The sequence below is a fragment of the Caballeronia glathei genome (assembly GCF_000698595.1).
GTDB classification, from domain to species: Bacteria; Pseudomonadota; Gammaproteobacteria; order Burkholderiales; family Burkholderiaceae; genus Caballeronia; species Caballeronia glathei.
Window position 1 is genome coordinate 1 of record NZ_JFHC01000009.1, and the last position, 14,810, is coordinate 14,810.

Annotated in this window: 12 protein-coding genes; 3 read left to right on the top strand and 9 right to left on the bottom strand. The window is 66.0% G+C overall.

Translation table 11 applies throughout. From position 1 onward, the window contains the following. Positions 1 to 651 precede the first annotated feature (651 nt). Positions 652 to 2,250 carry an alkyl hydroperoxide reductase subunit F gene (gene ahpF / locus BG61_RS08490; RefSeq protein WP_035939062.1) on the bottom strand — a complete coding sequence of 533 codons (1,599 nt, stop codon included), beginning with the start codon at positions 2,248 to 2,250 and terminating at the stop codon, positions 652 to 654. A gap of 82 nt (positions 2,251 to 2,332) precedes the next feature. Next, positions 2,333 to 2,896, bottom strand: coding sequence for an alkyl hydroperoxide reductase subunit C (ahpC, locus tag BG61_RS08495; RefSeq protein ID WP_035939064.1), 564 nt, complete (start codon positions 2,894 to 2,896; stop codon positions 2,333 to 2,335). A 296-nt stretch (positions 2,897 to 3,192) separates the two neighbouring features. On the opposite strand from ahpC, the gene BG61_RS08500 reads away from it, so the two are divergent. Together BG61_RS08500 and ribA are read left to right on the top strand one after the other, a co-directional pair. Then, positions 3,193 to 3,888 carry an NADPH-dependent F420 reductase gene (locus BG61_RS08500; RefSeq protein ID WP_081868013.1) on the top strand — a complete coding sequence of 232 codons (696 nt, stop codon included), beginning with the start codon at positions 3,193 to 3,195 and terminating at the stop codon, positions 3,886 to 3,888. Positions 3,889 to 4,150: 262 nt separating this feature from the next. Next, positions 4,151 to 4,819, top strand: coding sequence for a GTP cyclohydrolase II (gene ribA / locus BG61_RS08505; protein ID WP_035939066.1), 669 nt, complete (start codon positions 4,151 to 4,153; stop codon positions 4,817 to 4,819). Positions 4,820 to 4,837: 18 nt separating this feature from the next. Here the strand turns inward: ribA and BG61_RS08510 are convergent, their stop codons facing one another. Then, positions 4,838 to 5,560, bottom strand: coding sequence for a 2OG-Fe(II) oxygenase (locus BG61_RS08510; RefSeq protein ID WP_035939254.1), 723 nt, complete (start codon positions 5,558 to 5,560; stop codon positions 4,838 to 4,840). 261 nt (positions 5,561 to 5,821) lie between these two features. On the opposite strand from BG61_RS08510, the gene BG61_RS08515 reads away from it, so the two are divergent. Further along, on the top strand, positions 5,822 to 7,969 hold the full coding sequence (locus BG61_RS08515; RefSeq protein WP_051672387.1) for an NHL repeat-containing protein: 2,148 nt from the start codon (positions 5,822 to 5,824) through the stop codon (positions 7,967 to 7,969). 52 nt (positions 7,970 to 8,021) lie between these two features. On the opposite strand, the gene BG61_RS08520 is transcribed toward BG61_RS08515, so the two are convergent. The 6 genes from BG61_RS08520 to BG61_RS08545 all read right to left on the bottom strand — a co-directional run bounded on the left by BG61_RS08520 (position 8,022) and on the right by BG61_RS08545 (position 14,692). Beyond that, complete coding sequence (locus BG61_RS08520; protein WP_035939068.1) at positions 8,022 to 8,516, bottom strand: hemerythrin domain-containing protein; 495 nt, start codon at positions 8,514 to 8,516, stop codon at positions 8,022 to 8,024. Positions 8,517 to 8,565: 49 nt separating this feature from the next. Continuing rightward, complete coding sequence (locus BG61_RS08525) at positions 8,566 to 10,920, bottom strand: ATP-dependent DNA helicase (protein WP_051672378.1); 2,355 nt, start codon at positions 10,918 to 10,920, stop codon at positions 8,566 to 8,568. A gap of 65 nt (positions 10,921 to 10,985) precedes the next feature. Beyond that, positions 10,986 to 11,564 (bottom strand): VOC family protein, encoded by a 579-nt coding sequence (locus tag BG61_RS08530; protein ID WP_051672379.1) that lies wholly within the window; start codon positions 11,562 to 11,564, stop codon positions 10,986 to 10,988. A gap of 194 nt (positions 11,565 to 11,758) precedes the next feature. After that, positions 11,759 to 12,952 (bottom strand): transglutaminase domain-containing protein, encoded by a 1,194-nt coding sequence (locus BG61_RS08535; protein WP_063740966.1) that lies wholly within the window; start codon positions 12,950 to 12,952, stop codon positions 11,759 to 11,761. Between the two features lie 301 nt (positions 12,953 to 13,253). Further along, positions 13,254 to 13,709: a RidA family protein gene (locus BG61_RS08540; protein ID WP_035939266.1), complete on the bottom strand. Its 456-nt coding sequence runs from the start codon at positions 13,707 to 13,709 to the stop codon at positions 13,254 to 13,256. Between the two features lie 41 nt (positions 13,710 to 13,750). After that, positions 13,751 to 14,692: a LysR substrate-binding domain-containing protein gene (locus tag BG61_RS08545; RefSeq protein ID WP_063740967.1), complete on the bottom strand. Its 942-nt coding sequence runs from the start codon at positions 14,690 to 14,692 to the stop codon at positions 13,751 to 13,753. Positions 14,693 to 14,810: the final 118 nt, after the last annotated feature.

Consider the following 14,810-nt stretch of genomic DNA (forward strand, 5'->3'; position numbering starts at 1 on the left):
TCGGTTCGTTGAGCGGATAGGTACGCGACCCACTGTGGCAGCGCGCCGTCAAGCGGAGTGGTAAGGCAGTCATTCATCCGTCTTGGCACTGCGTGCCCGACGTAAGGTGCGCAAGGAGTCGGGTACGCGCGGCGTCAAGCGCTGCGCCTTCGTACGCAAGAAGAAAAAGCGCAGCGATTGGTTGTAGTGGACCCCACGTCCGAGCGAAGCGAGGACGGATGAATGATTGCCTTACCACTTCGTTTAATGGCGCGACGACGCAGTGGGCCCGCGTACCTATCAGGCTGAAATACAGAGGTGGACACTCCAACGGTCGGGCCACTTTGAATGAATCAAACGTGGCCACGTCCTAACACCGCTTACCCCATAGCTGCTTTCTTTGGTTACTTTCTTTGCAGCAGCAAAGAAAGTGACTGCCGCCCCGCACAGGGGCGAAGCTAATAAACCAATAGCAATGCAAGTTTCATAGAAGCCGAAGCGCATCAAACGGTTCAAAAAACATCAAACTCCAAGCGGCATGCCTGTGCAAAGAAAGTGACTGCCGCCCCGCACAGGGGCGAAGCTAATAGACCAATATCAAAACAAGTTTCACAAAAGCCGAAGCGCATCAAACGGTTCAAATAACACCAAACCCAAGCGCCAGCGGCACGCTTACGCGACGACGATGCTTTCCTCCGCGCCCACGTCCTCTTCGACCGAACTACGGATCAGATGATCGAACGCGCCAAGCGAGGCCTTGGCACCTTCGCCGACCGCGATCACGATCTGCTTGAACGGCACGGTCGTCACATCGCCGGCGGCAAACACGCCGGGCACCGACGTCGCGCCCTTCGCATCGACGACGATCTCGCCGTGTCGCGACAGCTCCACCGTGCCCTTCAGCCACTCGGTGTTCGGCACGAGCCCGATCTGCACGAAGACGCCTTCGAGTTCGATGTGCTTTGCTTCCCCGGAGCGCAGATCCTTGTACACGAGCCCATCGACCTTCTTGCCGTCGCCGTTGATTTCCGTGGTCTGCGCCTGCGTGATCACCGTCACGTTCGCCAGGCTCCTGAGCTTCTTCTGCAGCACCGCGTCGGCGCGCAGCTCGGCACCGAACTCGATCAGCGTCACCGCACTCACGACCCCCGCCAGATCGATCGCCGCCTCGACGCCCGAGTTGCCACCGCCGATCACCGCGACGCGCTTGCCCTTGAAGAGCGGCCCGTCGCAGTGCGGGCAATACGCGACACCATGGTTGCGATACTCGCGCTCGCCCGGCACGTTGATCTCGCGCCAGCGCGCGCCCGTCGCGAGCACGATGGTCTTCGCCTTCAGCACGGCGCCACTCGCCAGACGCACCTCGTGCACCCCGTTGATGCGCCCGGGAATCAGCGCTTCGGCGCGCTGCACGTCCATGACGTCGACGTCGTAGCTCTTCACGTGCTGCTCGAGCGCGGTCGCGAACTTCGGCCCCTCGGTTTCCTGCACCGACACGAAATTTTCAATCGCAAGCGTGTCGAGCACCTGTCCGCCGAAGCGCTCCGCGACGACGCCCGTCGTGATGCCCTTGCGCGCCGAATAGATCGCGGCGGCCGCGCCCGCAGGTCCACCGCCGACGATCAACACGTCGAACACCGGCTTCTTTTCCAGTTCCTTCGCGGCGCGCGCGCCCGCATTGCTGTCGAGTCTGGCGAGGATTTCCTTCACGCCCGTGCGGCCCTGGCCGAACACTTCGCCGTTCATGTAGACGGTCGGCACGGCCATGATCTGGCGGGCCTCGACTTCGTCCTGGAAGAGTGCCCCGTCGATCGTGACCTGACGGATGCGCGGATTGATGATGCTCATCACGTTCAGCGCCTGCACGACTTCCGGGCAGTTCTGGCACGAGAGCGAAATATACGTTTCGAATTCGTAGTCGCCGTCGAGGTTGCGGATCTGCTCGATCACCGCGTCGTCGAGCTTGACCGGGTGGCCGCCCGTTTGCAGCAGCGCCAGCACGAGCGATGTGAACTCATGGCCCATCGGAATGCCGGCGAAGCGGATGCCCGCGTCCTTGCCCGGTTCGCCGATGGAAAACGACGGCTTGCGCTCGTCATCGCTATGCTTTTCGATCACCGCGATGCGGTCCGAAAGCGACGCGATTTCCTCGAGCAGGGTCCGCAATTCGCGCGACTTGTCGCTATCGTCGAGTGAAGCGACGATCTCGATCGGCCGGCTGACCTTTTGCAGATAGGCTTTCAACTGAGTCTTGAGATTGGCTTCCAGCATGGCGTATCGATTTTTCCGTGACAAGGCGTGTGACATCCAGCCCCGCTTCAGCGAAGCGGGGCCGGACCATGAGGCGAGGCGCTCAGATCTTGCCGATCAGGTCGAGCGACGGGGTCAGCGTTTCAGCGCCCGGCGTCCATTTCGCGGGGCAGACTTCGCCCGGATGCGCTGCGATGTATTGCGCAGCCTGCACCTTGCGCAGCAGTTCGCCCGCGTCGCGGCCGATGCCGTTGTCATGGATCTCGCACAGCTTGATCTCGCCTTCCGGGTTGATCACGAACGTGCCGCGCAGCGCCATGCCTTCTTCCTCGATCAGAACATCGAAGTTGCGCGAAAGGGTGAGCGTCGGGTCGGCGATCATCGGATATTCGATCTTGCCGATCGTCTCCGACGTGTCGTGCCATGCCTTGTGGGTGAAGTGCGTGTCGGTCGACACGCCATAGATCTCGACGCCAAGCTTCTTGAATTCCGCATAGCGATCGGCCAGATCGCCCAGTTCCGTCGGGCACACGAACGTGAAGTCGGCCGGGTAGAACACGACGACAGACCACTTGCCCTTGAAGTTTTCTTCGGTCACGGGCACGAATTCGCCCTTGTGATATGCGGTTGCCTTGAACGGTTTGACTTGGCTGTTGATGATCGGCATTACGTGGGTCCTTGTGTGGGTGTGGAAGAGGTGGGACCGATTATGCACAGAAGCTATCGACTATAGTAAATCGATTGATTTTATGGTGGTCATATGATTTCGCTATGACGGCGAGCGGGCGTGATGAAGACCGTTTCCGTAGCAGGGTTGCCGCGCGGCGTGTGTGCGCGCGAATCCGTCCTGCATGGCGGGCCAAGCGCGTGTTGCCCGCGCCGGTTACCCTGTCACTTGAAGCTCGAGGCGGAGTGCCGCGAAGGGACGCGGGGCGCCGCCGGTTCATCTCACAGGAGAAGGTCATGAAGATTGGCATTATCGGGGCCGGCAACATCGGCCAGGTGCTCGCGCAGCGTTTTGTCGAAGAGGGGCATGAGGTGCGTATCGCCAACTCGCGCGGGCCGGGCTCGCTGGGCGAGGTCGGGCGCAAGACGGGCGCCACGCCCGCCGAAGTGAAGGACGTGGTGCGCGACGCGGAACTGATCGTCGTGACGATCCAGCAGGGCCGCGTGCGCGAGCTGCCGAAGGACCTGTTCGCGAGCGTGCCGGCGAGCGTCGCCGTGGTCGATACGGGCAATTACTATCCGCGCGAGCGAGACGGGCGCATCGAGGAGATCGAGAAGGGCACGATCGAAAGCCGCTGGGTCGAGTCGCAGATCGGCCGTCCGGTGGTGAAGGCGTTCAACAACATCTACGCGGACTATCTGCTGAAGAAGGGCAAGCCGGCGGGTACGCCCGGGCGCATCGCGCTGCCGGTCGCGGGCGACGATCCGAAGGCGAAGGCGGTGGTGATGAAGCTCGTCGACGAGATAGGTTTCGACGCGGTGGACGCAGGCTCGATCGACGACTCGTGGCGCCAGCAGCCGGCGACACCCGTGTACACGGGCGACTTCGATGCAGAGGGCGTGCGCGCCGCGCTCAAGAAGGCGGACCCCGCGCGCAAGCCCGAGTGGCGCGCGACCGACAGGAGCCCGGGCACCTTTGAGAATCCGCAGTAAGCGGGGCGTGCGGCGGCGCGCTGTGGTGCGCCGTGCGGCTGCACGCGGACAGCCGCACGGCGGATCGTCCGGGTCACCGCCGGGAGCGGTAAAAACCCTCGGCGGCGAGGGCCTGTGAGGCCGAAAGGCTGCAAACTTTCCCGAGGGGCTTTAACATGACGTCCCGGGCAGCCGTAATCGCCGGCGATTGGCGCAACTTGCGCAGGATCGGGCCGGCGACGGCGGAGCAGCGCTCCGACGCCACAGACTTGCTGAAACAGACATGAAAACCGCTTCCGACCCGCAGGACGTGCAGGACACCGCCACCCAGTTCGGCCAATGCCGTCCCAACGAGGATGTCGAGCTTGCCGCAACCGCCACCATCCCCACGCGCTATGGCACGTTCGCCTCGTATGTGTATCGCGTGAAGCGCACGGACATCGAGCACATCGTGTTCGTCATGGGCGACGTGCGCAACGGCGAGTCGGTGCTGACGCGGCTGCATTCGGAATGCGTGACCGGCGACGTGTTCGGCTCGTATCGCTGCGATTGCGGAGAACAGCTCGACCTCGCGCTGCGCTATATCGCCGCGGAGGACCGGGGCATCCTGCTGTATCTGCGCGGCCACGAAGGCCGGGGGATCGGCCTCGCGAACAAGATCCGCGCGTATGCGCTTCAGGAACAGGGGCTCGACACCGTCGATGCGAACCTGCATCTCGGCCTGCCCGACGACGCCCGCGAATACGACTCCGCTGCCGCGATCCTGCGCGCGCTGAACGTGAGGTCGGTGCGGCTGATGAGCAACAATCCGTCGAAGTTCGACACGCTGCTCAAGCACGACATTCCGGTCTGCGAGCGAGTCGCGCTCGCCATTCCGATGCGCGAGGAGAACGAGCGCTACATCAAGACGAAGCAGGCCCGCTTCGGGCATTACTTCGACGAGAACGAATAACAAGCCACCCGCAGCGCTTCACCGCGCGTCGTGAAAGATCACGCCGAGCGTATGGCGCTGCCCCGAGCGCAACCGGCTCACGCCGTGGCGCAGATTGACGCGATACGCGCCGCGCGTGCCCTGCACCGGCCGGTGATGAACCGCGAACACTACCGCGTCGCCTTGCGCGAGCGGCACCACCTCCGCACGCGACTGCATGCGCGGCCGCTGCTCCGTCATCACGAACTCTCCGCCCGTGAAGTCGCATCCGGGTTCGGAGAGCAGAATGGCGAGCTGCATCGGGAAGACGTGCTCGCCGTACAGGTCCTGATGCAGGCAGTTGTAGTCGCCTGCGCCGTATTGAAGGATCAGCGGCGTCGGGCGCGACTGTCCCGCGCCATGACAGCGGCGGATATAGTCCGCGTGGTGCGGCGGATAGCGCACGTCGATCTTCATGATTTCATTCCAGCGGTTCGCCACCGGCACGAGATGCGGATAGACCGTTGTCCTCAGTTCGCCGATCAGCGCAGGCAGCGGATAGTCGAAGTACTTGTACTCGCCGCGCCCGAAGCCGTGGCGCTCCATCACGACCCGGCTGCGGAAGATGTCCTCGCGTGCATAGAGTTCGACGAGCGATCGGCATTGCGCCGGCGCGAGCAGGCGCGGGATCGTCGCGCAGCCGTACTGGCCGAGTTCTTCTTCCACGCGCGCCCAGTCGATCGCATCGATTCGTTGCGCGATGGGTTCGGCATCCGCGTTCATCACCCTCTCCAGCGCCTTCATCGGCTATCTCCGGCATTCGTTTCAATGCTGTAGTCTGCGCCCGCGAAGTGGTGGGCCGCACTCCGGCTTTTGCTCTTGAATTCGCCGATGACGCCGCATCGCCCCGATTTATTTCGCAGAAAAATAAATCGGGGCTGTTTTATTCGTATGATCTTTCGAATGATTTGGCACTATGCTCGAAGCCACCAGGGTCATTCGAGGAGATCGCCAGTGCACATCCGCTTGCGTGCAGTCGTCTTGATGGGGTGGATGTACGCCGTCTGCGCGCAGGCCGCGCATCTCGACTACACGACCTCGTGGATCGGCAATACGTTCGGTTACGGCGACGGCAAATGGGTTCAGCTCAACGTCGAAGCGATCAGCGTGGCGCCCGACGGCACCGTGTTCACCAACGCACCCTGGGACGAAAGCGGCAGCGAAGTCGCCGCCTACCGCAACGGCGACAAGCTCGCGGTCGCGGGCTTCACGCACGGCTGGGGCGCGCACGGCGGCGACGCGGTCGCGAGCAACTCGACCTACCTGTACGCGGGCATGTCGATCGACACGGAGGACGGCGTGCTCGTTGGCAGCGACTATCCGCCGAAGGGCCAGGCGTGGTTCGGCATCACGCGGCGGCAGGTGTCGAATATCGCGAAGGGTGTGCCGTTCGCGAGCGGCATCGGCAACAGCGCGAACTCCAGCAAGAACAGTTTCGTGCGTCTGAACGCCGTGCGCGACGGCACCGATGCCAGCGTGCGCGGCCTCGCCGCGACCGAAACCGAGCTGTTCATCGCGAACACCTACGCGGATCGCATTGAAGTGCTCGACGCCAATTCGATGCGCCGGATGCGTTCCTTCGCGGTGCCGTCGCCGGGGCGCATCGCGATCGACGCAGACGGTTCGCTGTGGGTGATCCAGGGCCTGCGCGGCGACGCCGGGCGCAGCGTCGCGCATTATTCGCCGCAGGGCGCGCTGCTCGGCGCGGCGCTCGCGCTGCCCGCGCAGGCGGTGCCCGTCGATGTCGCGATTGCGCCTGACGGCCGGTTGCTCGTCGCGGACAACGGGCCGTCGCAGCAGATCCTCGTCTTCAGCAAGCCGGCGACCGGCACGGCGCAGTTGTCCGGCACGATCGGCACCCGGGCGGGCATCTTTCACGAGACGGCCGGCGTGCCCGGTGTCATGCGTTTCAACGGCATCACGGGTATCGGCTTCGATCGCGCGGGCAACCTGTACGTCGCGCAGAACGGCTTCGGGCCGCGCGCGTTCGCGTCGGGGCTGAACGGCGAGGGCACCGTGATCGAGAGCTACAACTACGCGAAGCGCACGCTGAACTGGCGCTTGCAGGGGCTGACGTTCGTCGACGGCGGCGACTTCGACCCCGCCTCGCCCCGCGACGTGTTCAGCGGTTCCAAGCACTTCAAGATCGACTACTCGCGCCCGCCGGGGCAGGAATGGTCGTATGCGGGCTCCACGCTCAACCGCTTCGCCTACCCCGACGACCCCGCATTCCATCTGCCCAAGGGCGTGCGAGGCGAACCGATGGTGCGGCGCCTGAACGGGCAGCGTTTCCTCTTCACCATCGACATGTATTCGCACTATCTGAGCGTGTTCCGCTTCCAGGCCGGGGCGCAGGGCGAGACCGCGATCCCGTCGGGCCTTATCTCGCAGACCCCGATTCCCGGCGACTGGCCCGCCGGCCAGCCCGCGCTCGGCGAGTTCATGTGGCGCGACGCCAACGGCGACGGCCGTGTCGGCGCAGGCGAGATAGAAAGCAATCCGTCGGCGGGCAACACCGCCGCGAACGGATTCTGGTGGGTGGACAGCGCGGGCGACGTGTGGATGGGGACGCTCGTGAGCGGAATCCGGAAGATGCCGCTGCAGGGGTTCGACGCGGCCGGCAACCCGGTCTACCGGTATTCCGCCTCGACCGTGTTCCCGATGCCGGCTCCGTTCACCCGCATCGCGCGGATCGTCTACGTCGCGGAAACGGACACGATGTACGTGACGGGCTTCACGAGCGGTTATCCGTACGACGCGTCGCACTGGAAGGAAGCGGGGCGGGTGCTCGCGCGCTACGACCGCTGGAGTTCGGGGCATCCGTCGCTGCAGTACACCATCGCGCTGCCGTGGACCGTCGATGCGAGCCCGCAGGTCACGACCGTCGGTGTCGCGGTGGCGGGAAGCCATATTTTCGTCGCGGAACTGTACACGGCGCGCGTCGATATCTACGACAACCGCACGGGCCAGTTCATCGGAAGCATGACGCCCGGGCCGGAAGTGGGCGGCACGGGCGGCTGGGTCGACGTCTATCTGGGCATCAGCGCGGCGCGGCGCGACAACGGCGAGTATGTCGTGCTGGTGGAAGACGACGCGCGCGCGAAGATCCTCATGTATCGGTGGAAGCCGTAGAGCGCGGCGCACGGCACAGGAAACCGGGCGCCGCGTGTGCGGAACGCGCGGCTCAGTGCGCCGTCGCGGCTTCCGTGATCCTGTTCTGCAGCGCTTCCTTGCGGGCCGCGATCCTGCGGCCGAGCGCATCGAGGTCGAGCCCCGTCTTGCGCAGTTCGGGAAAGAGTTCCGACTCTTCTTCCTTTACGTGATGATTCACGCTTTCCGCGAGCACCTTGAAGGTCGCATCGAACCCTTCGTCGCCGGCCTTCAGCTGCGTGAATTTCTCGATCAGCGTCTTGACGAGGAAGTGCTCGACGAACGCTTCGTCGACGCCTTCCTTCTCGTCGCTCCCGAGCGCCTGTCTTGCCGCGGGATAGAGCAGTTCTTCCTCGACCATCGCGTGGATCGTCAGCAGTTCGCAGGCGCGCTGCACGAGCGTGGACCTGCGTTCGAGGTCGTCTTTCGGGGCGCGCGAGAACGCATCGAACAGCTGTTCGACGGCGCGGTGATCGGCCTCGAGGATGTCGAGGGCATTGGCTTGCTGGGATGCTTGGGTGACGGACATGGCGACTCCTCTTGAGGGGTACCCATGCATAGCAATGCAAGTGCCTGCGTCAGCCCTCGCGCTGGCGCACCACGTCCACCCGCCACCACGCGGGCAAGAGGCGCCGCACGTCGGGACGCGCGAAGCGGTCGTCGATGAGGTACAGCACGCCGCGGTCCAGCGGCCCGCGGATCACGCGCCCCGCGGCCTGCACCACTTTTTGCAAGCCCGGGAAAAGATACGCGTAGTCGTACCCGGCGCCGAACGCCTCCTGCATGCGCGCTCTCATCTGCTGATTGACCGGGTTGAGCTGCGGCAGCCCGAGCGTCGCGACGAACGCGCCGACGAGCCGCGTGCCCGGCAGATCGATCGCCTCGCCGAACGAGCCGCCCAGCACCGCGAAGCCGATGCCGCATCCATTGGGAACGAAGCGGTCGAGAAACGCCTGCTGGTCCGGCTCGCTCATGGCGCGCGACTGCTCCCACACCGGAATCGACGGATGACGCGCGGCGAGCGCGGCCGCCACCTGCGCGAGGTACTCGAAGCTGCTGAAAAAGCTCAGATAGTTGCCCGGCGCGCGGGCGTACTGCGCGGCGATCAGATCGACGACGCGGCCGATCGACTGCTCGCGGTCGCGATAGCGCGTCGAAACGTCCGCGATCGCGCGCACTTCCAGCTGCTGCGCGGTGAACGGCGACGCCACGTCCACACACACGCTCGACTCGGGCAGGCCGAGCGTGTCGGAGTAGAAGTGCGCGGGCGTGAGCGTCGCGGAAAAGAGCGCGATGGAGTGGGCGCGCGCGAAGCGCGGCTTCAGATGCGGTGCCGGAATCACGTTGCGCAGGCAGAGCGCGGCAGAGCGCTGGCGTGCGCCGGGCGCGCCGGGCGTGCCCGCTAGCGTGATGTCGAAGATCGAATGCGTATCGAAGCGCTCCGCGATGCGCACGAAATGCATCGCGTCGAAGTAGAAGCGCAGCGTGTCGGGCGAAAGCGCGTCGGGATGTTCGGCGACGTAGTCGGTCATCTGCGAATTCGCCTGCTCCAGCGCCGCGATGAGGCGCTCCGGCAGCGCGGGCTGCACCGCGTAGCCGGCGGTCTGGTCGCGGCTCAGATCCCGCCAGCAGCGGCCCACGCGCGCCAGGGACTTTTTCAGGAACGCCGGCGCCATGCAGCGCATCGCGTTGAACGCGGCCTGATCGAGCGTCGCGGAATACATGCTGCGCGCGCGGTCGACGAGATTGTGCGCCTCGTCGACGAGCACGCCAACGCGCCAGCGGTTCGCCTCGGCGAGCGCGAAGAGCATCGCGCTCGAGTCGAAGTAATAGTTGTAGTCGCCGACGATCACGTCGCTCCATCGCGACAATTCCTGGCTGAGGTAATACGGACAGACCTCGTGCGCGAGCGCGACGCGGCGCAATGCTTCCCTGTCGAGGCGCACGGTGGCGAGTGCGGCGGCGCGCGCCGCGCTCAGGCGGTCGTAGAAGCCGCGGGCGAGCGGGCACGATTCGCCGTGGCAGGCGAGGCCGGGGTGCTCGCACGCCTTGTCGCGCGCGACGAGTTCGAGCACGCGCAGCGGCGGCTGCGGTGCGGCGGGCGTGGCCGGTGTGGTCAGGGTCGTCAGGGCGTCGAGCGCGAGCGTGCGGCCCGCGCTTTTCGCGGTCAGGAAGAAGATCTTGTCGAACTGCTGGCCGGGCCACGCCTTCAACAGCGGAAAGAGCGTGCCGAGCGTCTTGCCGATGCCCGTCGGCGCCTGCGCCATCAGGCAGCGCCTCGCCACCGCCGACCGGTAGACGGCCGCCGCCAGATCTCGCTGGCCGGGCCTGAACGAAGCGTGCGGAAAGGCGAGGCGGCTGAGCGCCGCGTCGCGCGCGCTGCGGTGCTCCAGTTCCTGCGCGGCCCAGGCGATAAACCGCTCGCATTGCACGACGAAATGCTCGCGCAGCGTATCGGCCGAATGCGTTTCGACGAACACCGTTTCCTTCTGGCTCGCGATGTCGAAATAGACGAGCGCCACGCGAACCTGCGCGAGACCGAGCTTGCGGCACAGCAGCCAGCCGTAGATGCGGGCCTGCGCCCAGTGCAGTTCCCGGTGATTGGCCGGCATCGCGTCGAGCCGGCCGCGATGCGTCTTGATCTCTTCGAGCTGGTTCGCCGCGGGATCGTACCCGTCGGCGCGGCCGCGCACGCGAAGCGGGCCGTAGTCGCCGGCGAGCGCGACTTCGGTCACGTAGCCGGCAGCGCGCCGCGCCGTCACGGTAGAATGGCCCGCCATGCCTTCCTGCGCGGTGGGCGTTGGCGTGAAGCGCAGGTCGAGGTCGCCGCGCTTCGCCGTGAATTCGCACAGCGCGCGCACCGCGACGACGTAGCGCGGCGGGCTCCCGTCCGGGGCGGCTTCATCGATGGGCGGATCGCATGCTGTATGCATGTACAGTATTCTAGCACCCGCTGATTCGGCCGCTCGCCGGGCCGCTTCGAGACCGGAAGCCTCGCTCAGGCGCTGGTGGCTTCGGCGGCGTCGGTGCGCCAGCGGTTGTTCGGCGTGCGGTCGCCGTTCATCCAGCGGCGCAGGTCGCGGTGCGCGGTGGCGGCCATTTGCCGGGCGATCTCCATCGCATCCCGGTTATCGACGGCGAATTCCAGCATGAGTCCGTTGGGATCGGTGAGATAGAGCGACGTGCACGCGCCGTGGTCGATCTGGAACGGCGTTGCGCCCGCCCGCGTCACGCGCTCCTCGATCTCGCGCTGCGTGGCTTCGTCGACGAGAAACGCAACGTGGACAAACTGCGATTGCTCCGTCGCGCGCCACGCCGCCTGCTTCTCGAGGTCGGCGAAGCTGAAGAACGCGAGCGCGCTGCCGTCGCCCATTTCATAGAACGCGAGGCCCAGTTCGACCCATTCGCCGTCGATGAACTCGCGCTCCACGTACATCGCGGTAAGCGGAATGCCGAGGACGTCCTCGTAGAACTGGCGCGTTTCCTCGTGATTGTCCGTGGTGTAGGCGTGATGATGCAGACGCATCGGCAGCGCCTTCAGGCGTTTCGCGGTGCGCTCTGCGGGGGACACGTTCATGCTCTGGCTCCTTCGCTGAAATCGATGGACGGGACGCGCGTGCGTCGCGTCGTCGTCGGCGAGTGAGTCGCGGCGCGATCCGTTTGCGAAGCGCCGGGCCATGCTACCGAACGCCGACAGAAGGACAGAACAGCGCAAGGCGGAGAAATATTCCGCGCAGCGGCGGGTAAGGCAGGCTTCAGGTTCGCGGCGGATCAGCTGTCGGTGCTGCGGAGCGCCTCGATGGGCAGCAGGCCGTGCGCAGGCTCCGCGAGCGACGGCGCGGCCGAGTTCTCCGGTGCCAGACGCCACTTGGGAAACACGCCGGAAACATCGACACGCCACGACTGCCCCGTGCGCCCGGCAACCACCGACACCATCGCGACCGGGCGCACGCCGCGTCGATTCGTCGCCACGCGGCGGGCGCTGCCCGGCGCATCGCGTTCGAACGACGCGCTCCCGTCTTCGTTGAAGACCATCGCGAGCGGGCGCTCCGCCTGCCCCGACGCGCCCAATGCGGCGACCGCCGGCCCTGCGGGCGTGCGCAGCGCCGCGCTCGCGGGCTTGCGGCCCGCCAGGATCGACTGGAGCAGCGCGGAGGGGCCGGTGGGCGCGATGGCCGTGGTCGTGTCGGGCGCTTCGGCGCTCGCCGCGGTTCCCGGCTCGGGCGTGCGCTTGACCGCGGCTGGCGGCGGCGAATCGAGCGCAATCGGTTCGGCGGAGGCGTCCGGCTGCGCGACGAGCATGACGTGCCAGTCGTCGGGGGTGTTGTTGTAGCGCGGCGCGAGCGACACGAGGCGCAGGCGCGAAGGATCGAAGCCCGCATCGCGCAGCAGCAGATACTTGGCGACTGCGAAGTCCTTGCAGACGCCGCTCTCGGCGAAGAAGCGCGAAGGCGGATAGTAGCTGCCGTCCGTGCCATCGCGATAACGGACTTCGTTGATCAGCGCGTTGGCGAGCAGCAGCGCGGAAGTGTCGCCTTCCTTTGCGCGCTCGCTGCGCACTTGCGCGACGAGGCGGCTCCAGCCAGCAGGCTTCTGGGCCGCGTGAACGCGCATCGCGTCGCGCAGACGCTGCACGCGCGACGCCGCTTCGGGCGATTGCTGCGGCTTCGCGTCCGACATCGTCACGAGGAACATGAGGTCGCCCACCTGCGCGAGTTGCGGGCGGATCTTCCTTTGCGCCTCCCACCACGTCGCGTCGCGCAGACGCCTGAGGCCGGCTTCCAGCGCGCCCTCCAGCGCCGGTGTCGTGAGTTCGTTCGCCGATGCCCGGAACGCGTCGGCCACCAGGGCGTGCGCGGCGGCGTCCTGCGGCGCCTTGTCGTCTTTCAGGGCCCACGCGCTGCCGCTCACACCGAAGGCGAGGGAAGCGAGCACGGCAACGCGAAGCAGTCGGCAAGGACGCATGGAACCTCCAGAGATTTGCTCGGAGAGTCAGTCTGTGTGCCGACCCTTTCGGAAGCCGCCGCGGACCTGGATGCGGCTTCAGCCGGGGCGTGGAGGAGTTACTGCATGCATCATGCCAATCTGCGCCGTTGGGTTCCGGCGCGTGCGCTCACGCCCGCCGGACAAAGGGTATGCGGGCGGTGCCCGCCCGTATGTTCGCTGGCGCAGATTCGCGCGATCGTGGCGAGTGGTGGGTGGCGGCCAACAGCTCTGGTTCGCGCAGTCGGCTGCAGTGCGACACGTGCGGCGCCGCAGCGCGCGCTCAGCGCTTCAGTTCGAAGATGCTGTCGATTTCGACGGGAATGCCCATCGGCAGCGTATGCACGCCGAGCGCGCTGCGGGCGGGGAGGTTCTCGGCGCCGAACAGGTCGCGCAGCAGATCGCTCGCGCCGTTCGCGACCGCGGGATGCTGCGTGAACGACGGCTCCGCGCGCACATACACCGTCAGCCGGTTGCATCGCTCGATGTGTTCGAGCCCGCACGCTTCGTCGACGCACGCGAGGATCATCAGCATCGTGAGACGCGCGGCATGCTGCGCGCGCTCGAGCGACACGTCGTCGCCGACGATGCCCGTCAGCGGCCTGCCGTTCTCGAATGGCCCGAGACCCGCGACATACGCCTGGTTTCCCGATACCGAAACCGTCCGGTACGAGCCGAGCGGCCGGATCGGCGCAGGCAATTGAAGACCGAGCCGGGCGAGGCGCCCGGAGAAGTTCACATCCATGTTCGTTGCCGCCCGGAAGTGGTGTTGCCCTGATCTCAGGGTGAAGGCTGCTTGTCAGGCCTGGCGCGAGGCTCGGCGCCGGATTCGGACGCCGGGTCCGTGCGGGCCCACAGCCAGTCGCAGAAGCACTTCACCTTGTCGGTGTTGCGCTCGTTCACACGATACGACAGAAAGTGCGTTTCGCGCGCGAGCGGCTTGAACACGCCCGCCCCAAGCTCGATCAGCTCTCCGCGGGCCAGTTCGCGCTCGGCGAGGCGGATGGTTTCGAGCGCGACGCCCATGCCGTCCACCGCCGCCGAGATCGCGAGCGCGGCGCGGTCGAACGAGGGCCGCGCGCGCACCGGCAGCGTGAGCCCGTTCAGCGCGAACCAGTCCGACCACGTCACGCGGCTCAGTTGCGAATCGATCAGCGTGAGGTTGCCGATCTGCTCGGCCACGGGGACGCCCTCGCGTACGAGCGACGGCGCGCACAGCGCGATGATGCGTTCGGCGCCGAGCGCCTGCGTCACGATGCCCGGGCGCTCGTTGACGATGCCGTACGAGATCGCCACGTCGACTTCGTGCATGCGCGTGAGGTCGATCGGCTCGGCACCGGAGGACAGGCGGATCGTGATGTCCGGATGCGCCTGCATGAATTCCGGCAGGCGCGGACCGAGCCACTTCACGGCGAAGCTCGGCGCGCAATGCACGGCGAGCACCTGCGCATGCGGCGCGAGCGCGACTTCGCTGCACGCGGCCTCGATCACGTCGAACACGCGGCCCAGGCTTTCGAAGAGACGCCGCCCCTCGGACGTCGTTTCGACCCGGCGGTTGCGCCGGTGAAAGAGCGGCCTGCCGAAATACTGCTCCAGTTCCTTCACCTGATGGCTGATGGCCGACTGCGTCAGATGCAGTTCCTCCGCCGCGAGCGTGAAGCTTTCGAGCCGCGCGGCCGCTTCGAACGCGCGCAGAAGGACGAAGTTGGGGATGCGTCTCATGTGTCGCCGCAATGCATGAATGGAGTTCATCTTTCTATGAACAGCCATCGTTTGTCAATCGGGCGCGCGGCCGCGACCATGGGACCCGTCGAATTGCTCATGTCTTACCTCTCTCACC

What these genes read in the sequence shown, in the direction of transcription:
- ahpF (WP_035939062.1), bottom strand. Translation starts at nt 2,250, where the DNA reads ATGCTGGAAGCCAATCTCAAGACTCAGTTGAAAGCCTATCTGCAAAAG.
- ahpC (WP_035939064.1), bottom strand. Translation starts at nt 2,896, where the DNA reads ATGCCGATCATCAACAGCCAAGTCAAACCGTTCAAGGCAACCGCATAT.
- BG61_RS08500 (WP_081868013.1), top strand. Translation starts at nt 3,193, where the DNA reads ATGAAGATTGGCATTATCGGGGCCGGCAACATCGGCCAGGTGCTCGCG.
- ribA (WP_035939066.1), top strand. Translation starts at nt 4,151, where the DNA reads ATGAAAACCGCTTCCGACCCGCAGGACGTGCAGGACACCGCCACCCAG.
- BG61_RS08510 (WP_035939254.1), bottom strand. Translation starts at nt 5,560, where the DNA reads ATGAACGCGGATGCCGAACCCATCGCGCAACGAATCGATGCGATCGAC.
- BG61_RS08515 (WP_051672387.1), top strand. Translation starts at nt 5,822, where the DNA reads ATGGGGTGGATGTACGCCGTCTGCGCGCAGGCCGCGCATCTCGACTAC.
- BG61_RS08520 (WP_035939068.1), bottom strand. Translation starts at nt 8,516, where the DNA reads ATGTCCGTCACCCAAGCATCCCAGCAAGCCAATGCCCTCGACATCCTC.
- BG61_RS08525 (WP_051672378.1), bottom strand. Translation starts at nt 10,920, where the DNA reads ATGCATACAGCATGCGATCCGCCCATCGATGAAGCCGCCCCGGACGGG.
- BG61_RS08530 (WP_051672379.1), bottom strand. Translation starts at nt 11,564, where the DNA reads ATGAACGTGTCCCCCGCAGAGCGCACCGCGAAACGCCTGAAGGCGCTG.
- BG61_RS08535 (WP_063740966.1), bottom strand. Translation starts at nt 12,952, where the DNA reads ATGCGTCCTTGCCGACTGCTTCGCGTTGCCGTGCTCGCTTCCCTCGCC.
- BG61_RS08545 (WP_063740967.1), bottom strand. Translation starts at nt 14,692, where the DNA reads ATGAGACGCATCCCCAACTTCGTCCTTCTGCGCGCGTTCGAAGCGGCC.